24 protein-coding genes are annotated in these 20880 nt (G+C 42.2%); 20 read left to right on the top strand and 4 right to left on the bottom strand.

Translation table 11 applies throughout. The annotated features are described in order from the left end of the window. Positions 1-115: 115 nt before the first annotated feature. The 6 genes from ACXAHI_RS13840 to ACXAHI_RS13865 all read left to right on the top strand — a co-directional run bounded on the left by ACXAHI_RS13840 (position 116) and on the right by ACXAHI_RS13865 (position 7670). On the top strand, positions 116-3250 hold the full coding sequence (locus tag ACXAHI_RS13840) for an efflux RND transporter permease subunit (RefSeq protein ID WP_474848753.1): 3135 nt from the start codon (positions 116-118) through the stop codon (positions 3248-3250). An 811-nt stretch (positions 3251-4061) separates the two neighbouring features. Beyond that, positions 4062-4331, top strand: a complete 270-nt coding sequence (locus ACXAHI_RS13845; protein WP_474848755.1) for a hypothetical protein — start codon at positions 4062-4064, stop codon at positions 4329-4331. Positions 4332-4366: 35 nt separating this feature from the next. Further along, complete coding sequence (locus ACXAHI_RS13850; RefSeq protein WP_474848757.1) at positions 4367-4624, top strand: hypothetical protein; 258 nt, start codon at positions 4367-4369, stop codon at positions 4622-4624. 43 nt (positions 4625-4667) lie between these two features. Continuing rightward, positions 4668-4925 (top strand): hypothetical protein, encoded by a 258-nt coding sequence (locus ACXAHI_RS13855; protein ID WP_474848759.1) that lies wholly within the window; start codon positions 4668-4670, stop codon positions 4923-4925. An 834-nt stretch (positions 4926-5759) separates the two neighbouring features. Continuing rightward, positions 5760-6395 carry an FMN-dependent NADH-azoreductase gene (locus ACXAHI_RS13860; protein ID WP_474848761.1) on the top strand — a complete coding sequence of 212 codons (636 nt, stop codon included), beginning with the start codon at positions 5760-5762 and terminating at the stop codon, positions 6393-6395. 99 nt (positions 6396-6494) lie between these two features. Further along, the gene (locus ACXAHI_RS13865; RefSeq protein WP_474848763.1) at positions 6495-7670 is read left to right on the top strand and encodes a serine hydrolase domain-containing protein; all 1176 of its coding nucleotides are present in this window, start codon (positions 6495-6497) and stop codon (positions 7668-7670) included. A gap of 29 nt (positions 7671-7699) precedes the next feature. Here ACXAHI_RS13865 and ACXAHI_RS13870 read toward each other — a convergent pair whose 3' ends face one another. Continuing rightward, positions 7700-8101, bottom strand: coding sequence for a VOC family protein (locus ACXAHI_RS13870; RefSeq protein ID WP_474848765.1), 402 nt, complete (start codon positions 8099-8101; stop codon positions 7700-7702). Positions 8102-8191: 90 nt separating this feature from the next. Here ACXAHI_RS13870 and ACXAHI_RS13875 point away from each other — a divergent pair, with 90 nt between their 5' ends. The 6 genes from ACXAHI_RS13875 to ACXAHI_RS13900 all read left to right on the top strand — a co-directional run bounded on the left by ACXAHI_RS13875 (position 8192) and on the right by ACXAHI_RS13900 (position 13955). Next, positions 8192-8647 (top strand): NUDIX domain-containing protein, encoded by a 456-nt coding sequence (locus ACXAHI_RS13875; RefSeq protein ID WP_474848767.1) that lies wholly within the window; start codon positions 8192-8194, stop codon positions 8645-8647. Between the two features lie 60 nt (positions 8648-8707). Continuing rightward, positions 8708-9232 carry a hypothetical protein gene (locus tag ACXAHI_RS13880; protein WP_474848769.1) on the top strand — a complete coding sequence of 175 codons (525 nt, stop codon included), beginning with the start codon at positions 8708-8710 and terminating at the stop codon, positions 9230-9232. A gap of 147 nt (positions 9233-9379) precedes the next feature. Beyond that, positions 9380-10669 (top strand): GntP family permease, encoded by a 1290-nt coding sequence (locus tag ACXAHI_RS13885; protein WP_474848771.1) that lies wholly within the window; start codon positions 9380-9382, stop codon positions 10667-10669. Between the two features lie 131 nt (positions 10670-10800). Next, the gene (locus ACXAHI_RS13890; protein ID WP_474848773.1) at positions 10801-11718 is read left to right on the top strand and encodes a polysaccharide deacetylase family protein; all 918 of its coding nucleotides are present in this window, start codon (positions 10801-10803) and stop codon (positions 11716-11718) included. Positions 11719-11816: 98 nt separating this feature from the next. Then, entirely contained in the window at positions 11817-13571 is a 1755-nt protein-coding gene (locus tag ACXAHI_RS13895; protein ID WP_474848775.1) for an ABC transporter ATP-binding protein, read from the top strand. A 138-nt stretch (positions 13572-13709) separates the two neighbouring features. Beyond that, positions 13710-13955, top strand: coding sequence for a hypothetical protein (locus ACXAHI_RS13900; protein WP_474848777.1), 246 nt, complete (start codon positions 13710-13712; stop codon positions 13953-13955). 342 nt (positions 13956-14297) lie between these two features. On the opposite strand, the gene ACXAHI_RS13905 is transcribed toward ACXAHI_RS13900, so the two are convergent. After that, positions 14298-15512, bottom strand: a complete 1215-nt coding sequence (locus ACXAHI_RS13905) for an MFS transporter (protein WP_474848779.1) — start codon at positions 15510-15512, stop codon at positions 14298-14300. 287 nt (positions 15513-15799) lie between these two features. On the opposite strand from ACXAHI_RS13905, the gene ACXAHI_RS13910 reads away from it, so the two are divergent. Then, positions 15800-16129 (top strand): winged helix-turn-helix transcriptional regulator, encoded by a 330-nt coding sequence (locus tag ACXAHI_RS13910; protein WP_474849888.1) that lies wholly within the window; start codon positions 15800-15802, stop codon positions 16127-16129. Between the two features lie 52 nt (positions 16130-16181). Here ACXAHI_RS13910 and ACXAHI_RS13915 read toward each other — a convergent pair whose 3' ends face one another. Further along, positions 16182-16553, bottom strand: coding sequence for a hypothetical protein (locus ACXAHI_RS13915; protein WP_474848781.1), 372 nt, complete (start codon positions 16551-16553; stop codon positions 16182-16184). Between the two features lie 109 nt (positions 16554-16662). Between ACXAHI_RS13915 and ACXAHI_RS13920 the strand changes: the two genes are divergently transcribed. Both ACXAHI_RS13920 and ACXAHI_RS13925 read left to right on the top strand, forming a co-directional pair. Next, positions 16663-16926 carry a hypothetical protein gene (locus ACXAHI_RS13920; protein ID WP_474848783.1) on the top strand — a complete coding sequence of 88 codons (264 nt, stop codon included), beginning with the start codon at positions 16663-16665 and terminating at the stop codon, positions 16924-16926. A gap of 28 nt (positions 16927-16954) precedes the next feature. After that, positions 16955-17215, top strand: coding sequence for a hypothetical protein (locus ACXAHI_RS13925; RefSeq protein WP_474848785.1), 261 nt, complete (start codon positions 16955-16957; stop codon positions 17213-17215). On the opposite strand, the gene ACXAHI_RS13930 is transcribed toward ACXAHI_RS13925, so the two are convergent. Next, complete coding sequence (locus ACXAHI_RS13930) at positions 17212-17805, bottom strand: DUF6624 domain-containing protein (protein ID WP_474848787.1); 594 nt, start codon at positions 17803-17805, stop codon at positions 17212-17214. The genes ACXAHI_RS13925 and ACXAHI_RS13930 overlap by 4 nt on opposite strands. 222 nt (positions 17806-18027) lie before the next feature. On the opposite strand from ACXAHI_RS13930, the gene ACXAHI_RS13935 reads away from it, so the two are divergent. The 5 genes from ACXAHI_RS13935 (at position 18028) to ACXAHI_RS13955 (ending at position 20830) form a co-directional block, all read left to right on the top strand. Beyond that, entirely contained in the window at positions 18028-18870 is an 843-nt protein-coding gene (locus ACXAHI_RS13935) for a nucleotidyltransferase (protein ID WP_474848789.1), read from the top strand. 129 nt (positions 18871-18999) lie between these two features. Continuing rightward, a complete protein-coding gene (locus ACXAHI_RS13940; protein WP_474848791.1) occupies positions 19000-19452 on the top strand; it encodes a helix-turn-helix domain-containing protein in 453 nt (150 codons plus the stop codon). A 39-nt stretch (positions 19453-19491) separates the two neighbouring features. Then, the gene (locus ACXAHI_RS13945; protein ID WP_474848793.1) at positions 19492-19791 is read left to right on the top strand and encodes a hypothetical protein; all 300 of its coding nucleotides are present in this window, start codon (positions 19492-19494) and stop codon (positions 19789-19791) included. A 16-nt stretch (positions 19792-19807) separates the two neighbouring features. Next, entirely contained in the window at positions 19808-20110 is a 303-nt protein-coding gene (locus ACXAHI_RS13950) for a DUF4306 domain-containing protein (protein ID WP_474848795.1), read from the top strand. Between the two features lie 138 nt (positions 20111-20248). Continuing rightward, entirely contained in the window at positions 20249-20830 is a 582-nt protein-coding gene (locus ACXAHI_RS13955; protein WP_474848797.1) for a cell wall hydrolase, read from the top strand. The last annotated feature ends 50 nt before the right edge of the window (positions 20831-20880 follow it).

Consider the following 20880-nt stretch of genomic DNA (forward strand, 5'->3'; position numbering starts at 1 on the left):
TATTGACCACCTTCTATCACGTTAATGAACATTTCTTCCTTGACCTATGACCAAGTGGTCATGTATATTTTATAACAGAATGACTACTTGGTCAAAAAGGGGAAGGAGAGAACGTATGAGCAAGATTATAAATTTTTCGATGAATAATAAATTTGCTGTCTGGCTTATGACCATCATCATTACAGCTGCTGGTCTATATTCCGGATTGAATATGAAATTAGAAACGATTCCAAATATCGATCCACCGATCATCACGGTTACGACCGTGTATCCAGGTGCGACACCTGCAGAGGTGGCTGATGAAATATCAGAACCGATCGAGCAGAAAGTGCAGAATTTAAGCGGAATGAAATCCGTAAGTTCAAGCTCGTTCCAAAATGCTTCGAGTTTACAGCTCGAATATAATTTTAGCAAAGATTTAGATGAAGCAGAGGACGAACTTCAAGAAGCAGTAAATGAAGTAGCGTTACCTGATGGCGCTGAGACGCCTGATGTGTCGCGAGTGAACTTTAATGCGTTCCCTGTTATCAGTATGAGTGTTACGAATGAAAATGGTGATCTTGCTGAGCTCACTTCGACTGTTGAAGATACGATCGCACCTGCACTCGAAGGGTTAGATGGTGTTGGCGATGTTCAGGTTGCTGGTCAAGAAGTGAGAGAAGTTCAGCTTCAGTTTGATGACGAAGCGCTCTCTGAACGAGGCATGGACCAAGAAACGGTTACGAATTTGATCAAAGGTTCAAAAGTGACGTTCCCGCTTGGACTATACACGTTTGATGATACACAGAAATCCGTTGTGATCGATGGAAACATCACAACGATCGATGATTTAGAAAAACTCCAAATGCCAATGATTCCATCGCAGAGTGCGCCGCAAGGAACCGCTCCGCAACAAGGTGCTCCTGGAACGCCGTCAGGTCAAGGAGCTCAGGGAGGTGCTGAAGCTGTTCAAGCACAGCAAGGCATTCCAACCGTTGCGTTAGGTGAGATTGCTGATTTTGAAATCGTTGCAGAAGCCGAGTCGATTTCACGTACGAACGGGGAAGAATCGATTACGGTTCAAATAATCAAATCGCAAGAAGCGAATACGGTCGACGTTGTCGATCAAGTGAAGGAACAAGCTGCTGAGTTTGAAGATGAACTAGACGGTATCGACTTCATCTTTACGTTCGACCAAGGCGAGCCGATCGAAGAATCCGTAAGTACGATGTTGAACAAAGCATTGTTCGGCGGACTGTTTGCGATCATCGTCATTCTGTTGTTCCTGCGTAACATTCGAACAACGTTGATTTCGGTCGTATCGATCCCGCTATCTCTATTCATCGCGTTACTCGTATTGAATCAAATGGGAATCACGCTTAACATCATGACGCTCGGTGCGATGACCGTTGCGATCGGACGTGTTGTCGATGACTCGATTGTTGTCGTTGAGAACATATACAGGCGGATGTCATTAAAAGAAGAGAAGTTAGAAGGTAAGGAACTGATTCGATCCGCGACGAAGGAAATGTTCATGCCGATCCTATCATCAACGATCGTGACGATCGCGGTTTTCCTACCGCTCGGCCTCGTTGAAGGTGTCGTAGGTCAAGTGTTCCTGCCATTCGCATTGACGGTAGTATTTGCACTACTCGCTTCATTAATCGTTGCGGTTACAATCGTACCGATGATGTCGCACTCGCTTTTAAATAAAGAACAGGCAATGAAAAGCCATAAGGATGGTCCAGGGAAGCTCGCTACGTGGTACCGTTCGATTTTAAACAGTGTTCTAAATCATAAGATCATCTCTTCGATCGTTGCAATCGGTGTCCTTGTAGGGAGTATCGCGATGATTCCGCTCGTTGGCGTTAGCTTTTTACCAGGTGAAGAAGAGAAGATGGTGATGCCGACGTTCAGTCCTGCACCTGGACAAACGCTTGAAGATGTCGAGTCGATCGCACTTGAAGCAGAGAAGTATTTTGAAGGTCGAGACGATGTTGAGATCATTCAATATTCTGTTGGTGGAGAAAATCCGATGAATCCTGGTGCATCGAATCAGGCGGCATTCTTCGTGATGTATGCGGATGATACGGAGAACTTCACGGAAGAAAAAGAACAAGTGATCAAAGATTTGAAAAACATGACGGACAAAGGGGAATGGAACAACCAGGAATTCTCTTCTACAGGTTCTAGTAACGATATCCAGGTTCAAGTATTTGGTGATACGATGGATGATATTAAGCCATATGTAGAAGAGGTGGAAGACGTCCTCAATGATCAAGATGATCTAAATGAAGCCGAATCCAGTCTCGCAGAGTCGTATGAAGAATACACGCTAGTTGCAGATCAAGAGAAGCTCAGTCAGCTAGGGCTAACCGCCGGTCAAGTCGGTATGGAGCTCGGTCAGAACGGGCAGCGTTCAGAAATTACGACGGTAAAAGAAGATGGAGAAGAACTTCAAGTCTTCATTGAAGTAGAGAAAGACGATTACGAAACCTTTGAAGACTTAACAGATAAGGAAATTCAGTCTCCAATGGGTGTATCTGTTCCAATCAACGAGCTGTTTACAGTTGAAGAAGGAACAACAGAAGACACGATCACGCGACGTGATGGAAAAGTGTACGGCAGCGTTTCAGCGAAAGCAACAACGGATGATATCGGATCAGTCTCTGCTTCTGTAAACGAGGAGTTGGAAAAGATCGACCATCCTGATACGATCGACATTTCGATCGGCGGGGTTACAGAAGATATCAATGAATCGTTCAGTCAGCTAGGTCTTGCGATGCTTGCGGCGATTGCAATCGTCTATGTTGTGCTCGTCATTTTCTTCGGAGGAGCACTTGCGCCATTCGCAATCCTGTTCTCCTTACCGTTCACGATTATCGGAGCAGTTCTAGGGCTGCTAGTTGGTGGAGAAACATTGAGTATATCCGCTATGATCGGTGCACTGATGCTGATCGGAATCGTTGTTACGAACGGGATCGTCTTGATCGACCGCGTTATCCAGAAAGAAAAAGAAGGATACTCAACGCGTGAATCATTGCTCGATGCAGGCATGACGCGCTTACGTCCGATCTTGATGACAGCTCTGGCAACGATCGGTGCGCTGCTACCACTCGCACTCGGTTTTGAAGGTGGCTCGATCATCAGTAAAGGTCTTGGACTTACCGTTATTGGTGGTCTTGCGAGCTCGACGCTCCTTACACTACTGATTGTACCGGTTGTGTACGAAATGTTGAGCAAGTTTCAGAAAAAGCCAAAGAAGGCATAGAACGTAAAGCATGACGTGTGGACTTCCGCACGTCATGTTTTTTTTGTGATTTTACCAGAATTTTAAACATGTGAAGTTGAGAATTTCATACGAAAAGAAAACAGTTATGGTATAGTGTCTGATTATGTCGGGAGGTTTGATACTAATTTTGGTCGTAAAGTAGAGGCTTCTTCATCCCATATGTACACTAATGGACCCGTATGAAGTCCATTCTTTTTCTCCATTTATTTTTCTTTAATCTCCTCTTTACCACGATTAGGATTAAATGAATGTCGTTCATTATGTAGTCAGATGCTATTTCTGTCGAATCGTAAGAACTTTAGAAAAATCTAATTTCATGTTGCTTTTGTAAGATAATGTACAATTCTAATCTTTACATTAGAACACAAATGTTAGTAGCCGCTCAAATTAATTGCATGTCATGGACAAAAACATTGAAATGCAGTCAAGAATTAGGCAGTCTTGTACCCTAGTTCTCTCAAATCAAATTCTAGATTGAAATTGGTCATTTAAAAAAATTCGTTAATTTATCACTATCTCATCTTTCTCAAGATGGTACATATCATTTATAAATCTAATATACCCTTACTTATAAGTTTGAACACTCCATTAACTTTTCATTTATGTTTACAAAAGAATAAAAGAATGGCTTTATTTTAACACCCATTACGATGATTCGCTTCGCGTATGGGTGTTTTTTGTTTGCATTTGAAGAAACCTCACCTGTTTTGGATACTTGTCTATACCAAACCAAGGGACATTCCATATAGTGAAGTAAAACTGGCAAATACTGAGTAAAGGAGGAATGGTTGTGGGTGAAGGTCTGTTTGGGAATGAAAATTGCAAAAATAAGAAGCAAGTATGCGAGGGCTGCATTTGTGACGTCTTTAAAAAACTGGAACAAGGAACGGTGTTAAGAATCGCTTTCTTAGAAGACTTTTTCGAAAATGATAGAGAATTTACCTTCGTTTGCTTTGATGAAATATCGTGTTGTGTCACATTGATTGACCAATCTGATGATAATGCAGTATTGATTAACTGTCATGAACTGATTGCGATTGAAATCGTTGTGAATAATTAGTCGTTACTACATTTCGGGTGGAAGGAGGAACATTCATGAAAAGAGATAAAAAATGTGATACACCCATCTGTAAATTTCTAAGATGCCTTGAAACAGGAACAATTATTCAATTCGCTATAGATAACACGGACGAATTCTTTGAAAATGAAAGATTTAGATTTATTTGTTTCGATTCCCAAAAATGCTGTATTACATTAGAACGAATTCAAGAAGACAATATCGTATACGTAGACTGTCGGGCAATTGTTGGTGTTCAAGTAGAAAGAGAAAATTCTGAAAGTGAATTGGGTTAATTGAAATCATTAAATTCTTATTCATAAAGGAGGATAATTTATAATGGGCTGTGATTGTAAAGAGTATATGGGATCAATGAAATGCACAGGATGCGCATGCAAACAATTTAAAAACCTTGATGTCGGAACAAAAGTTTTCATCATTCTCGGAGATGACGAGTATTTTGAAGATCAACAATATACATTTGCATGTCTGGATGAAAAAAATTGCCTTGTCACTTTAAAGGAATATGACAATAGAGATAATGTTTTCGTTGTTGATTGCAGAGCTGTCAGAGGAGTAAAAATCGTCCGAGACTAAAGATTGAAGAACCAATTACAACGATCGAGTTAGACCCCTCTTGAATAAACAAGGGCTTGTATCAAAGGAAACCTCAATAGGGTGCGGATACGTGCCTGATCTCTTCAGTTTAACTATTAAGCTTGAAATAATACTTTGCTTCTTCATTAAACCTTCTAAAAGAACGTTTCCTGCAGAAGCTTCCTTTTACATAAGGTTTATGTCATTTACTATGACATACGAGAAAATAAAATAACTCTCTCATTTACGGAAAAGTGGTTTTAACATCCAGATCCCTTCATGGTGGATCAAGAACGGTTGGATTGTATAAGGTTTGTAAAGTGGAAAGTCTGAGAAGAAATAAGCTGCGGATGCTCTCTCGTTTGTGGTGATGAGCTACATTTTCGCACTTAAACCACATAGGGATGTATACTATAGAGTAAGGTTTTATCATCTTAAGAAGAGAGCTGATCATATGAAGAGCTTCTTTCGAAAAATGTTCGGTTTAGAGAAATGCATGATCTGTAAACAAAAACCGGTCCGCCCTCAGTACTATTTGGACGAAGAAGATAACCGTAAACCCGTTTGTTATAAATGCGTTTCCTACGCTGAACGACGTGCGTATCGAAAAGCGTGATTTCTGATATAAAGGTGAGAATTTCTTAAATCGTTAAGAGATTCTCACCTTTTTTATATGAGTGAATCAAATTAGTTGATTCTTTAATTCCTTTATACTATTATTATCTTAGTTTCAAGATATCTTAATTAAAAACTCTTTAGCTCGAGGGATTGGGAGTAATCCTATTAACACATACTAATAGCGAGCCTTAAAGAAAAACAGAAAGGAAGTTAAACATGACGAAAGTATTGTACATCACAGCTCATCCACATGATGAGACGTATTCTTACAGCATGGCAGCTGGAAAGGCTTTTATCGACCAATACAAAGAAGTAAACTCTGATCACGAAATCATCCACATGGATTTATATAAAGAGCACATTCCTCAAATTGACGCTGATGTATTCAGCGGATGGGGTAAGCTTCAAAAAGGAAGCGGGTTCGAAGAGCTTTCAGAGGAAGAAAAGTCAAAGGTAAACCGTCTTTCAGAGCTATGTGAACAGTTTATCGATGCAGACAAATATGTATTCGTTACGCCGTTCTGGAACTTCTTCTTCCCACCGGTACTAAAAGCGTATATCGATGCGGTATCCGTTGCTGGTAAATCGTTTAAATATACGGCTGAAGGCCCTGTTGGTCTTCTAACAGACAAAAAAGCAATGCACATTCAAGCTCGCGGCGGAATCTACTCAGAAGGTCCAGCGGCTGAGATGGAAATGGGTCATCGCTACCTTGGTGTAATGATGCAGTTCTACGGTGTGCCAACACTTGAGCACGTGTATATCGAAGGACATGCATTGATGCCTGAAAAAGCTGAAGAAATTAAAGAAAACGGGATTGCGCGTGCGAAGGATGCAGCACAAACGTTTTAATCTATTTATGAAGACACCCTTTTACGGGGTGTCTTTTTTATGTGTCGGAAGGAAAGGAGGATCATGAGGAGAAGGTAAAGGCTAAGAGGAGGGATGCGAATGGTAAGAGTTACAAAAAGGTCGTTTTACTTTTGGCTTATAGGGTTCTGCTTACTTTTAGCAGGATGTTCGAACTCAAATTCTGTAGAAGTAGGGGAAGAAAGCTCAAGGAATCAATCAGAACCTGTTGATTCGTATTGGCCAACTGAAGAGTGGCGTACAACTTCAGCTGAAAGTGTAGGTATGGATTCATCTAAGCTAGTGGAGATGTTTGAGCATGTTGATTCAAAAGACATTCCGATGGAAGGGTTTCTCATCATTAGAGATGGGTACATCGTAGCTGAAGACTATGGTGGGGAGTTTGATCAAGTTAAGCCGCATCCGATTTATTCAGTAACGAAAAGCTTAACATCTGCCCTTACAGGAGTGGCGATTCAACAAGGAGCACTGAACAGTGTAGAGGACAAAGTGCTGACGTACATACCGAAAGAACACATCGAATCATTGAACGCTCATAAAGAAAACGTGAGGATCAAGCACTTTTTGACGATGAGCTCTGGACTCGATTTTCCAGAGCAAACGCAAAAAGGTTTCTATGAATCGGAAACATGGGAAGCGTTTATGAAAGGTAATGACCCTGCAATTTACATCATGAATCGGCCTCTACGTGAAAACATAGACGAATGGAACTACAGCACAGGTGATGCAAGAGTTGTTTCACGTGTTGTACAAGAAGCAACAGGGAAACGACTAGCTGACTTTGCAGAAGAGAGTTTATTCGAGCCACTTGGAATCGAGAACGTTGAATGGCCAATGGATCGTTCAGGCACGTCTTTCGGAGGTACTGGGGTCTCAATGACTCCTCGTGACATGGCGAGACTTGGTTATTTGTACTTGAACGATGGCGAATGGGAAGGTGAGCGACTGTTTCCTGAAGGATGGGTAGAAGAAAGTACGAAAGCGCACGTTTCGACCGGAGGGAATTTTGATGGTGATGACTATGGCTATTACTTCTGGTTAAAAGAAGTGAATGGTCATAACACATACAGAGGGATGGGACTTTATGGACAGTACCTCGTAATGGTGCCAGACTTAAATCTCTTGGTTGTGCAAACTTCAAGTGGGATGGACGTTGATCCACTTTTAGAAAACTACATTCTGCCTTCTGTAAAAGCGGATGGACCGATCGAAGCGAACGAAAGCTCGGCCAGTGAATTAAAGGAAATGATGAAATGAGAACAATCCCCAGGCCGGGGATTGTTTTGTTATTGCCCAGGATGAAGAACGTTTGTAGCACTAAGTAAATTCCCGTCTGGGTCTTTAAAACCGAACCCGCCAAATCCGTTATCAGGATTCACGTTGTAAGGACCCACTTCGATTTCTTTCTCCTTCAACCAGTTGTAAAAGCCTTCTAAGTCGTGCGTGTAAAAATCGATGATGCTATGTACGACTTCTGTATGTGAGTTTTGAAAAGAGAGTTTTTCCGTTGACTCCGTTTCGACCAAAAAGATCGTTGGAACTCCTTGTTGATTGAACGTCAGCATGGCATTTCGTTCACCTTGAAAATGAATATGGACGCCTAATATTTCCTGATAAAATGAAATAGACGATTGAAGGTTGCTGACAGGTATTTCGACAGTAGCAATATGAGAGATGAAACTAGACATTAAGGGTTACCTCCTTTCCTATTGTAACTGTTTTATTCAACTTTGTTTCAGTGGACTCCTTCTTAAATAAACATTATTGGGGGAAGTGACATGAGCATTAGAAATTCAGTGAAAGCCTTAGTTTTAAAAGAAGATAAGGTATTGTTAACGAAAAACAGAGATGATGAGGGTTACTTTTATCTCTTTCCAGGCGGTGGACAGGATCATGGAGAAACATTTCCTGAAACTGTGGTAAGAGAGTGCCTAGAAGAGACAGGCTATAAAGTAAAGGTGGGAGACCTTGTTTTCATAAGGGAATACATTGGCAAGAACCATGAGCATGCTGCATTTGATTCGGAGGTTCACCAGATTGAATTTTATTTTGCATGTGACCTTATAGATGAAGGGAGATTACCAACTAATCCAGATCCTCATCAAGTCGGTTTAGAATGGGTTGAATTGGAACAGCTAATTAAAACGAGAGTCTATCCTAAAGCGTTAATCGAACAGGTCATAGACCTTCGGGAAAATGAGGGAAGACCCGTCTATTTGGGTGATGTGAATTAATTGCCGAAAAGTGAAACATTTCTTTTGTTTCTTTCGTCTGTCTAAGAGGAGGTTTTTACAATGAAACTAAAATTCGTCATGTTATTATCAGCTCTTTTAGTACTTGCTGCGTGTAATTCAGGCAGTTCGAGCTCAGAAAATCACCTCAAATCGCTTGTGGAGGCCAATCCAGAAGTGAAGAGTGAAGTTGAAAAGCTATCTAAAGAATTTCGAGATGAATTATCAGCACCAGACATGGAAAGCATTCCGTTCGAGGCTGAAGAAGTTACTGCGACTGCGCAGACAAAGTTAGAACCGAATGATGTAGCGTTAATTTATTCGAAAGGAAATGAGCAGCTTTCTTTTATGCAGCGGGACGTAAAAGGGAAAGAAGTTAGCTTCGGAAAAACGGATGTGGAGCTTGAGAATGACATTCGTGCTTCCTTCAACGATTGGGAAAGTATCAGTGAATTAAGGTGGATGAGCGAAAATGGTAACGTCATGTTTTTTCTCCGTTCAGTCGTTCCACGCAATGGTAATGATGAGCCGATGACAAAGGAAGAGCATGTCAATGTTGCAAATTCAATCATTGATCAACGAAAGTAAATAGTTAAGGGAAACGCGTAAAACTGGCTAACAGTTTTGCGCGTTTTTTATGCTATCGACAATTATTGATAAATAACGGGTAGTGACAGGCACCGGTGGACATAGTAAAAGCAAACAGTTGATCTTTAGGTAGGAGGACATGACATCATGATTAGTATTATTATTGGCCTTGCACTGTTGATGCTTCTAGCTTATCTTGGCTGGTCGATTATCTGGATCGCGCCGCTCGTATCCGGAATCGTTGCATTACTAAGCGGGATGAATATACTCGATACGTACACATCTACTTATATGGAAGGTTTCGTTGGGTTTGCAAAATCATATTTTCCAATCTTCTTATTCGGAGCCATCTTCGGGAAGTTGATGGAAGACACGGGTGCCGCACAGTCTGTTGCATATAAGATCTCAAACCTTATCGGTGAAAAACGTGCGATTCTAGGAATGCTGTTATCAGCAGCAGTGCTTACATACGGCGGAGTAAGTCTATTCGTTGTGGTATTTGCAGTTTATCCTCTTGCAGTCGCGATGTTTCGCCGCGCAAACGTATCGCGTAAGCTGATTCCATCGACGTTTGTTTTAGGGGCTTTCACCTTCACGATGACGGCGATCCCAGGAACACCTCAGATTCAGAACATCATTCCGATCAATACGTTCAAAACGAACACGATGGCAGCACCGATCATGGGTATCGTGGCTGGATTGATCATGGCAGTCGGAGGCTATTTCTATTTAAAATTCCGAGAGAAACAGCTCCTTAAAAAGGATGAAAAGTTTACAGAACCACAAGGCGATAATGAAGTGAATACGATCGATGAGGAAGATTTACCGAACTGGCTTCTTTCCATCATCCCTCTTATCGCAGTAGTCATTACGCTAAATGCATTCGAGGATCTTAGTATCCTCGTTGCCCTATTAATCGGGATTCTTCTCATCATGGCGTTTAACTGGAAAGAATTCAAAAACTTTATCGGTTCCATCAACAAGGGTGCATCAGGGTCGGTTATGGCGACGATCAATACGAGCGCAGCTGTTGGATTTGGGTCAGTTGTAACCGCGTCTCCAGGTTTCGAGGCTGTAAAAGACTTGATCTTCTCGATTCCACTCAGCCCATACTTTTCTGAAGCATTCGCAGTTCAGCTTCTCGCAATGATCACAGGATCAGCATCGGGAGGTATGGGAATTGCGCTTGAGGCGCTTGGTGAGGAGTATTACAATATCGCTGTGGAAAACGGACTGAGTCTTGAGGCGTTCCACAGAATTACATCCGTTGCTTCTGGTGCCTCGATCCTCCCGCATAACGGTGCCCTTCTAACGCTATTTACTGTTACAGGTCTTACGCATAAAGATTCGTACAAAGACGTGTTCGTCGTTGGACTCATCATCCCGATGATAGCCACGATCGCCATCATCTTCTTAGCTATGATGGGTATTATTTAATAGAAGAAACTCAATCCTGTACGGGTTGAGTTTTTTTGTTACTCTTTTAGAAAATTTTCACAAATAAGGATGATTTTTATCGTCGTTTTCGAGTATGATTAGTCTATACAACTTCTAAAGGAGATAGCTCATTGAAAAAAACGACGATCCTTGGTGTTAGCCTTTTGTCTTTTAGTCTCATTCTTTCTGCATGTGGTCAAGCAAACGAAAGCGCTAGCTCAGAACCAGAAAAGAAAGTTGAAGCGACCGCTGAAGAGAAGAGTGAAACGAACGGTTCGGAAACCCAATCAGATGAAACAAACGATAGCGATGCGGAATCTAGCGAAGCGAAAAACGACGATTCAACCTCTGATGAAGTTGGGGAGGAAGCCTCTAGTGAAGCCGAACCTGATGCATCGGAACTTTCTTACACGCTTAAAGAAGAAGTGTATACGGAGAATGGAGTAACGATTTCGTATCCTCAGCTTACGAACGCATCAGATGCAGGAAAGCAGGATGAAGTAAACGACCTTCTTTTTAACGAAGCATATAAAGTGATGAACTTTTACGAAGGTTCAGAAGGGTTAACTCTTGAAGTCGATTATGCTGTTTCGTATGAAAGTCCTTATTTCTTAAGTGTTCAGTATGCAGGCACTGGCTACGTAGAAGGAGCAGCGCATCCTAACAACCTTTTCTACACAACAAATATAGATCTTGAAGACATGCAACAAATTAGACTGAAAGATGTCATTAATGCAGATGAATCATTTATTGAATTGTTTAAAACAGATGCATTCAAGCCAGTTAATCCACACCATAAAGAGTTCGAAAAAGAGCTGAAAGATAATGCTACTGTTACTGATCTTCAAAATGCGGATTCGCTTGATGGGATTGGAACCGATCAACATTCTGAAACGTTTACGTATTTTACCGAGAGTAGTATGGGAATTAATTTCGGTGCTAGTCACGCTGTTGGTGGGCATGCAGCTTTTGAAATCAATTATGAAGACGCCCCGAGTGAGATGTGGAATGGCGATAAGATATGGGATCTTCTAAAAAAGGATCAATAAACCATCATGACTCTGTTTTTAGCAGAGTCTTTTTTGTGTCGGATTTTTATGATTTTTAATATTTTCCAGCTATACTGATAGGAAAGGGGCTGATCGTTATGAGTGAACAAATAGAAACCTCCGAAAAACGAATGAACTGGAGTGGCCTTGCCACCTTAATAAAAGAAACGAATCCTTCGAAATTACTCGTCACGATCGCGGTAACGATGAGTTTGATCGGGACAGTTGCTGGCTTGATCGTACCGTTTTTTACGAAAAATTTAGTCGACCAGCTTTCGTCAGGGACATTATCGAACGGAATCATCGGTCTCTTGATTGCAGCGTTTGTGCTTCAAGCGATCTTCTCAGGGCTATCGATGTATTTGCTGCTTTACATAGGAGAATCCGTCGTCGCGCGACTTCGCGAAAGACTGATGAAAAAAGTGCTTTCCATGAAGGTGACGTTCTTTGACAGCAACAGGGTCGGTGATACCACGAGCAGGATTGTAAACGATACAGGCGTAATCAAAGATCTCGTCTCGAATCATCTCATCAACTTGCTGACGAGTACATTGTCGATTGTAGGATCGATCGCGATCCTGCTTTATCTTGATTGGCGATTGACGGTGATCTTGCTTACGGTCGTTCCGATCATGATGATTGGGATCCGTTTTATCGGAAAACGAATGTACAAAGTGTCGAAGGGACTTCAAGAAGAAACGGCGAAATTTACGGCGACGATCACACAAGTTCTCTCTGAAATACGTCTCGTGAAATTCTCTTTAGCTGAAAACATCGAAGAGAAGAATGGGGAAGATGGCATTAAGAATGTTTTCTCTTATAGTATGAAGGAAGCGAAAATTTACGCGCTCCTCATGCCGATCATGACGTTACTTCTGATGGGTGTGTTGGTCGTTATCGTTGGGTATGGAGGCGTCCGTGTATCAACTGGTGAACTTAGTGCAGGTGAGCTCGTTGCCTTCTTGCTATACCTTTTTCAGATCATTATTCCATTTAGCTCGATGGCAAGATTTTTAACAGCGATCCAGAAGGCGATGGGAGCGACGGAACGGCTGCAGTTTTTGCTCGATCATGAAGGGGAAGAGCGCTTGATCGGAAAGGAAGTTACGAATCCATCTCAACATCTAACCTTTAACGACGTAGAGTTTTCATATGGAAAAGAATTGATTTTAAAAGGAGCGTCCTTCCGTGTTCCACCAGGTAAAATCACGGCGATCGTTGGTCCGAGTGGAAGTGGTAAGACAACAACCTTTTCACTTATCGAACGTTTTTACGTACCGCAAAAAGGATCGATCGCTCTTGGAGGAACGGAAATTACCGAATTCTCTCTCCAATCATGGCGAAATCAGATCGGTTATGTTTCCCAGGAGAGTCCACTTATCGCGGGAACGATTCGAGAAAATATTCTATATGGAATGGAGCGTGAGATTTCAGACGAGGTGCTGACGCAAGCAGCTGATCAGGCCTATGCCCTTCCGTTTATCATGGAATTACCGAATGGATTCGATACGGAAATCGGAGAGCGGGGCATCAAGCTATCAGGTGGTCAAAGGCAGCGAATCGCCATCGCGCGCGCTATCGTTAGAGATCCTTCAATTCTACTATTAGATGAAGCAACATCGAGTCTTGATAGTACGTCAGAAGTGCAAGTACAGAAGGCACTCAACAACTTGATGAAAGACCGTACGACGATCGTCATCGCCCACAGGCTTTCCACCGTCGTTCACGCTGACCAAATCCTAGTGATGGAAGAGGGAAAGGTGATCGAGACCGGAACGCATGACGAATTAATGAAGAACCATGCTCTTTATTTCAAGCTCGCACAGCAGCAGTTTCAGTTGGAGAGTTCGTAGTGCAAGCGCAAAACTTACCGCCTAAATAGATGAAAGCACCAAATTTCAATGACGAATTGCTCTCTCTGGCTAACACAGTTATAAGCAATACAATTCCCTGAAAAGCGGGTGACGATCATTTTTAAGGAAGAAGCGTTCTTGAATGAATGGAGTGAAACTAGAAAGTTGGGGATGTGGAAGTATATCCTTTTTTACGGAATCATGATAGGCGGAATGGGTATTGCATTAGTGGAAGCGGGAATAGACTTTTACTTCCATGGAGGACTCAACCATTTCACAGATTATTCAACAACCGGACTAATATTTGGGACTACTTATGGAACGGGTACGTGGTTTCATGGTGAGTATAAATATAGAAAGATTACTAAAAAACAGCAAAGTTAAAAGCTGAAATAAAAAACGGTCAGAGGCACTCGCCACTGACCGTTTTTATCGGAATGATGTTTAGTATCATGTTCGTTACGTTCGTTTCTTACTTAATGCCTGTACGATCTTTCAGCCGATTTTCTAATATCGCATCGTGCTCGTTTATTTTCTTCAAAACAACCGGAACGATCAGTACTAGAAATAGTGCCAAGATACCTGGTTTCATGATTAACTCCTCTGGATGTGTTTTCGTTGTTTCATACCATTCGTTGTGATTGTACTATAAATGGTTGTAGTAAGAAAGTTTGTGTTTGAAAGTAAAAAGAAAGGAAAGTTCCTCGTGGAACTTTCCTTTCGATGTTAAGCACTTGCTTTGTAAAGTTGACTTTGTGCGTTTTTTTCTAATCTACCTAGCCAAGCCGTTAAGAGTACGGCTCCGGCTACCATGACCCCGCCGATCCATGCGGTGTGGATCAAGCCGATACTATCGACGATGAGTCCGCCTACGAATGATCCGATTGCAATACCGATGTTAAACGCTGCGATGTTCATCGCTGAAGCCACGTTTACTGCAGATGGTACATATTTTTCTGATAGGTTTACAACGAGAAGCTGAAGGCCAGGTACGCTCATGAATGCGAAGAGACCCATAAGAGCGATTGTGATCAGACCGATCACTTTGAACGGTGCAGTGAAGCTTAATGCCACAAGTACGATCGCTTGAAGAATGAACATCCAGAAGAGCGCTTTGATCGGACTATTGTTGGATGCCTTCCCGCCGACCACGTTTCCGACCGCAACAGCTAGACCGTATACGAGTAAGATCACGCTGACCCATTTGGAACTAAAACCAGTTAGGTTTTCTAATAGCGGTGTTAAATACGTGAATGCAACGAACGTTCCTCCGTAGCCTAGTGCAGTGATCGCAAACGCAAGAAGCAAACGGCTAGAGCTTACGATTTTTAGCTGATCGACAAATGTTGAAGGTGGTGCTTCTTTTAAGTTCTTTGGTACCAGGATCGCACTTGCGATGATGCCGATCACACCAAGCATCGCGACACCTAAGAACGTTGCACGCCATCCGAACGTTTGCCCGATAAACGTACCGAGTGGAACACCCGTAACGGTTGCGACCGTTAATCCTGTGAACATAAATGCAATCGCGCTCGCACGCTTATCTTCAGGTACTAAGTCCGCTGCGATCGTTGAGCCGATCGAGAAGAAAATTCCGTGTGAGAAAGCGGTGATGATTCGTGCGATTAATAAAAGTGTAAAAGAGGTTGCCATACCAGCAACGACGTTTCCTAAAATAAAAATAACCATAAGTGACATGAGCAATGTTTTTCGATTTATCCGGTCTGTTAATGCGGTTAAAATAGGTGCACCGAAAGCAACACCGAGCGCATAGCCGGAAATTAATAATCCTGCTAACGTGATCGAGATACCTAAGTCATCAGAGATCGTCGTCAGAAGGCCGACAGGAACGAACTCCGTCGTCCCGATTCCAAATGCAGAAATCGCGAGTGCAAGAAGTGCTGCGATTCCGCCTTTCTTCTTTTCCGTATGTGAAGCCATGGATCGTCCTCCTAAAAGCAAAATAAGTTCTTGAGAGAACGTGGTTCGGCGCCGAAATGAAGCCACGCCCTCTCTGCAAAAACTATTATGCGACATACGCTTCTTGCCGTGAAGTACGCACTTTATTGTTATAAAGGAACCTCGAGGTGCTATAGGCACCTGTAAGTACCTGTAGAAACCATTTTGCTTTTCGGATATACTACCGGTATGTTAGTTTCGTAAACGTTAATTAGACATGTACAGATGAAAATAGATTGTAGGTGCAAAAAAGTACCTTAGGAGGAACCATCATGCCATATAACAATTCGGTAGAAGCGACTCTCGATGTCATCGGAGGGAAGTGGAAAGTCGTTATTATGTGTCATTTGATCGAGAAAGAGCGACGAACGAGCGAATTGAAGAAACTCATGCCAAAGATCACGCAGAAAATGCTCACACAGCAGCTGCGTGAATTAGAGGAAGACGGCGTTGTGAATCGAAAAGTATTTGATGTAGTCCCGCCAAAAGTGATCTATTCGTTAACAGATTACGGCTGGTCTTTAAAACCGATCCTCGATGCGATGTGCGCATGGGGAGAGGGCTATATTAAGAAAAATGGCTGCGATGTTTTAGAGTAGAACGGAAAATGCAAAAGAGGGGCACTTCCACTAAGGAAGAGCCCCTTTTTTCTTATTCCGCGAATTTAGCGTGCCATCTTTGTTGAACAACGCGATCGATGATAAAAAATACGATTGCAGAAATGAGGCTGGCTGCCCCTAGAACGGTACCTGCTAAAAAGTGAATGAAGAACGAGAGAATCCACTCAGGCTTTTTTGTCGTATAAGCCATGGATTTTGCTAGAGAATCGCTAAGGATAGACGCCCACACACCATAAAGGAACATTCCTAGAAAGAAATATGGAAACCAGTTTTTAAAATCAGAGGTGAACGCTACTAACGAGAAGGTGGATTGACTTAGTCCCGCAAACAGTGCTGTTGCGGTAATTGCTGTAATGATTCCGACCAATAATTTTCGGAGTAGAAGATAACCTTTTGTCTTCATAGTTCCTCACCTCAATTGTGTTCTACCCTGATTTTACCATACTGTATTTATTGAAACTTTATCTTCTTTCATTCGTCCTTATTAGTAAGACGTGTTTGAGGAGGTTATGATGAAACGAACAGTGCTTATCCTCTTACTACTTGTAAACAGCATCTACTTACTAAATTTATTGTTTGACTCCATCCTTCAGTTTTCATTCGCGATTGATGGACTTTTCGTTCTATCGTTTATCGTTGGAATCTTACTTTCCATCATCTATCTATTACAACCAAGAAGTCAGCACCCACTTCTTTCACTCGCTGTCCTATCCTTTAGTCTCGCTTCATTCGGTTGTTTCACATTCTTTCAGTTTCTTTCGACTATAATGGGTTAAGATAAGTGAATTTGAAGAGGAGGTTATGATGGGAAGGCTCACATGGTTTTTTAAATCTTTTATGAGAGAACCGCTTTGGTTTAAAGCGGTGATCATCGTGACGTTCCTTACGGCGATTGTATTCAGCAGTTCAGGTTTCTCAAACGAATTACAAAGCGTAGCAAAGTTAGCTGCAACAATTTTCTTTGTGACGTATGGCATCAAGCTCAGGCACAGTCGACTCGTGTCCACGATCATGTTCGCTGTGGCACTCATGTCTCTGTACCTCGCTTGGACTCTAATCGTTTAAAGCCAACCCACTCGTTCGCGCCATTCATGAACTTCTGCCATGCGCTTCTTCATGGAAGAAGGGGGTGACACGTTGTTTTCTTCAAGCTCTTTCTGAATCCGTTCGAGTTCTTCTTGCATCGGAGAAAGGCCGATTTCCGCTCGTCTTTGTTCGATGTTTTCTTCATCTTCTATTTTCCATGGGCGCATGTTTCCTTCTTCATCCCAATCGAACTGTGTACCATATCGCTGAGGTTTGCCTTCGAAAAATAAGATGCGATCGTAGAGATAAGCCCAGCGAAATGGTTCGATGTATCCTTCGTTCATTTCTTTTTCAAGAATGGGAAGTGCGTTTCGCTGCAGCTGAGGTAAGCTGATAGCGTGCTGAAGAATGAGCCACGCAGCATCAGCGGCTTCCTTTCCAACTTTGTCCTCGTTCGGCCAGCCGATTTCTTCCATGATGTTTGTTAATCTAAGGCCGTTTTCGATATGCACTTTCTCCATTTCGATATTGTATCCCTCGAATAGAGCCCCTTCCTTCAACAGTTGCTCTCTTACTTCAAGGTCGCGTTCCTTCATCTGTATAAGTTCATTTGCTATGTTGCGCCGCATGACTGTCCTCCTTGGGTAAAAAAAGGTTATAAAACAATACCCGTTTTTGAATCGTATAAAGAAAACAAGCTTTTTTATACTATACTAGTCTTAACTACCACTATAGTAGGAATTCGAATCGTTAGGAGATTTTTTGTTTTAAAGAATATAAGTAATGCAAGGGGAATTTGGTAAGTAATCGGAGCGTTTACATAGTCAAAGTTAGTAGAAAGGAGTGCTGCAGTGAAGGAAGTGAGAAGAATCGGTGATGTGTGCCGAGTTGATGAAGAAGGAAGGATTATCAACACCTCGTCATTAGCCAATATTAGTCCTGCATTCAAGGAAGCGATATCCTATTATCGAGAAGCTGTTCTATCGAATTTTCGTGATGAGGTTCACAGCATCTATGTAAGAGGTTCAGTTCCAAGAGGCCTTGGAATCGAAGGTGTGTCGGATCTTGATACGATCATCATTACCGTGTCAGGTGTAGAAAAGCTCAGTTCGAGTCTAGTTAACAAAGTAGAACGGGATGTAGTCGAGCGTTTTCCATTCGTAAACGGAGTGGAGATGAGCGTGTTTTCGTTAGAAGCTGTGTTAGAAACAAGTCGGTTCGCAATCATTCCGTTCATGATCAAAACGCATAGTGTATGTATCTATGGAGAAAACCTCCAGAAGCAGTTACCGCGGTATAAAGCGGACAAAGCGCTCGCGAACGCTCATATCCATCATATAAAGGCGATCATTCTCCAAGCGAAAGAAGAATTAGTCGGTAACGAAGATCCTGAAGATGTAAAAGACTGCTGTGTGTGGGTTATGAAAATGATCATTCGCTGTGGGTTCGCTTTCGTCATCGAACAGGAACGTACTTATTCGAGAGACTTGTACCCTGCATACGAACGATTCTCAAAGCATTATCCAGAAAAAGAGCCTGAGATGAGAAAAGCGTTGCATCTCGCTGTGAACCCAACGGAAGAGATTGAAGCGATTCTTTCGTTTCTCGATACGTTCGGTGGCTGGATGATGAACGAAGCGGAAAAGTGGTTGGAAGCGAATAATCCTGATAGACAAAAACAGTTAACGTTGTAAAGCTGTTCCCTAGTGGAACAGCTTTTTTTGTATCTTTCGACAATGGTCGAGCGAAACCGGGTGGTGACAGGCACCGCACGAATGGTGTAATATTACACTAAAGGTGAAAAAAGGAACGAGGTGGTAAGGATGACGAAAGAAGAAGTAATGAAATTGGTTTCTGACAGATTACGATTGATCAGGCAAGAGCAGGGGTACTCTCAAGACGTGATGGCAGAGGTTTTAGGAACGTCGAAGAAAACGCTCGTTCAAATCGAGAAAAACCGTGTACTTGCTAGCTGGACGGTAACGGTTGCCGTTTGCTCGCTCTTTCATCAGAGTGAGGTACTGCAGCACGTGTTAGGAGATGAGCCCATTGAAGTAATCAAGCTCATCGCTCATAGGAAGATCGAACATCCAGTAGACAAAACGATGGGCGGTAAGGTGTGGTGGAAAGATGTTGAGAGAAACGGGAGATATGTTCTGCAGCAGAATTTAATCAGTAAGCACTTTCGAATTCTCGATGATGATCATTTTCGCTGGTTTAGCTCATTTGACCGTGAAGAAGGATTGAAGCGGTTAGAAGAACTTAGTAGGGCGTAGCTAGTGCTGTGATTCGTTTATACAAGGAGGTCGTCGATTATGAGTGGGGAAACATTACCCGTCTGGTTCTGGATTATCTACTATTTATTGCTGATTGGGACAATCACAATGTCAGTGAGAATGATTTTTAAGAGGAAGTTAGTAGCACTTTCTTCAATTGCAATCGTACTGGTCGTGCTAGCGCTGCTGCTTTCAATTAATATGATCGCACGAGTCGAAGGAACTGAATTAGAGTACTTGATTTACTCGTTACATAATGGCGCAGTATGGGCGTTTGTTCTTATTTCGATCTATTGCTACATCGTGTTTTGGTGGCTATTTTATTTGAAAAAAAGATGAATGGGGGATGGCTGTGATGAGAAGGATCTATCAAATTCTACTCTTGTTTCCCTTAGTAGTGATTTTCGGATATACTTTTTGGCTTTCATCATGGACTGCGAGTTACTTACCGTTTTCGGATGAATGGCAGGAGGAGGTAGTCTTTACTCCTGATACTGTTACGGACCACTCCGAAATCTACATCATCGACTATTATCTTTACGCATTAAGGTACTCACCGTTTCTAACGATTGTTTGCACCGTATCGTTTTCGGCGATACTGGTCGTTTTGTTTTTATTAGTCAAAGGATTGATAGGCAAAACGAAAGAACAAGCGTGACTTGGTAGGTATTGGAGTAATTGCCCCATTTGACGTACTATTCTTTTCATTGGAAGGACTGGAAAGAATTAATAATGAAACGGGATCACCTCCTGTGTTACTTTATTACTAGATTGATTTTTAGGAGGTAGATTTCGCATGTTTAAGAAAATGTGGATCTCAGGAATTGCAGCGACTTGCGTTCTAGCATTCTCATTACCAACGCAAAGTTCTGCCGAAGAAAATACGCATACCGTCCAAAAGGGCGAATCACTATATAAAATTGCAACAAATTACGGAGTGCCTACAAAGCAACTGCAGGCAATGAACGATAAATCACATCATGAAATACAGCCAGGCGAAGAGCTTGAGCTTCCAGTTGTGCCAAGTGACTACGAAACAGATCTTCTTGCTAGACTCGTAGAAGCTGAGGCTAAAGGAGAAAGCTACGCAGGGAAAGTTGCCGTTGCGACTGTTGTGTTGAACCGTGTTCAAAGCGACGAGTTCCCAGATACTCTTCATGGTGTCATCCATGATGGCATTCAGTTTTCACCGGTATTGAACGGTACGATTAAGCAGCCAGCAGGCGATGAATCCAAGCGCGCAGTAAAAGAAGCGCTCGCTTATCAAGGGTATGATAAAGAATCGCTATTCTTCTATAACCCTGATAAAGCACAGAGCAGCTATTTAGAAGGCAAAGAAGTTACAACCGTAATCGGTAATCATGTGTTCTTACGCTAAAAGAGTAAAGGCAAGTCCTCTTATCGAGGGCTTGCCTTTTTTATAGTTTC

The sequence above is a fragment of the Anaerobacillus sp. ABD4_527 genome, assembly GCF_056160805.1.

What these genes read in the sequence shown, in the direction of transcription:
- ACXAHI_RS13920 (WP_474848783.1), top strand. Translation starts at nt 16,663, where the DNA reads ATGAAACGAACAGTGCTTATCCTCTTACTACTTGTAAACAGCATCTAC.
- ACXAHI_RS13945 (WP_474848793.1), top strand. Translation starts at nt 19,492, where the DNA reads ATGAGTGGGGAAACATTACCCGTCTGGTTCTGGATTATCTACTATTTA.
- ACXAHI_RS13865 (WP_474848763.1), top strand. Translation starts at nt 6,495, where the DNA reads ATGGTAAGAGTTACAAAAAGGTCGTTTTACTTTTGGCTTATAGGGTTC.
- ACXAHI_RS13915 (WP_474848781.1), bottom strand. Translation starts at nt 16,553, where the DNA reads ATGAAGACAAAAGGTTATCTTCTACTCCGAAAATTATTGGTCGGAATC.
- ACXAHI_RS13855 (WP_474848759.1), top strand. Translation starts at nt 4,668, where the DNA reads ATGGGCTGTGATTGTAAAGAGTATATGGGATCAATGAAATGCACAGGA.
- ACXAHI_RS13950 (WP_474848795.1), top strand. Translation starts at nt 19,808, where the DNA reads ATGAGAAGGATCTATCAAATTCTACTCTTGTTTCCCTTAGTAGTGATT.
- ACXAHI_RS13860 (WP_474848761.1), top strand. Translation starts at nt 5,760, where the DNA reads ATGACGAAAGTATTGTACATCACAGCTCATCCACATGATGAGACGTAT.
- ACXAHI_RS13925 (WP_474848785.1), top strand. Translation starts at nt 16,955, where the DNA reads ATGGGAAGGCTCACATGGTTTTTTAAATCTTTTATGAGAGAACCGCTT.
- ACXAHI_RS13880 (WP_474848769.1), top strand. Translation starts at nt 8,708, where the DNA reads ATGAAACTAAAATTCGTCATGTTATTATCAGCTCTTTTAGTACTTGCT.
- ACXAHI_RS13905 (WP_474848779.1), bottom strand. Translation starts at nt 15,512, where the DNA reads ATGGCTTCACATACGGAAAAGAAGAAAGGCGGAATCGCAGCACTTCTT.
- ACXAHI_RS13955 (WP_474848797.1), top strand. Translation starts at nt 20,249, where the DNA reads ATGTTTAAGAAAATGTGGATCTCAGGAATTGCAGCGACTTGCGTTCTA.
- ACXAHI_RS13840 (WP_474848753.1), top strand. Translation starts at nt 116, where the DNA reads ATGAGCAAGATTATAAATTTTTCGATGAATAATAAATTTGCTGTCTGG.
- ACXAHI_RS13875 (WP_474848767.1), top strand. Translation starts at nt 8,192, where the DNA reads ATGAGCATTAGAAATTCAGTGAAAGCCTTAGTTTTAAAAGAAGATAAG.
- ACXAHI_RS13940 (WP_474848791.1), top strand. Translation starts at nt 19,000, where the DNA reads ATGACGAAAGAAGAAGTAATGAAATTGGTTTCTGACAGATTACGATTG.
- ACXAHI_RS13870 (WP_474848765.1), bottom strand. Translation starts at nt 8,101, where the DNA reads ATGTCTAGTTTCATCTCTCATATTGCTACTGTCGAAATACCTGTCAGC.
- ACXAHI_RS13850 (WP_474848757.1), top strand. Translation starts at nt 4,367, where the DNA reads ATGAAAAGAGATAAAAAATGTGATACACCCATCTGTAAATTTCTAAGA.
- ACXAHI_RS13930 (WP_474848787.1), bottom strand. Translation starts at nt 17,805, where the DNA reads ATGCGGCGCAACATAGCAAATGAACTTATACAGATGAAGGAACGCGAC.
- ACXAHI_RS13885 (WP_474848771.1), top strand. Translation starts at nt 9,380, where the DNA reads ATGATTAGTATTATTATTGGCCTTGCACTGTTGATGCTTCTAGCTTAT.
- ACXAHI_RS13895 (WP_474848775.1), top strand. Translation starts at nt 11,817, where the DNA reads ATGAGTGAACAAATAGAAACCTCCGAAAAACGAATGAACTGGAGTGGC.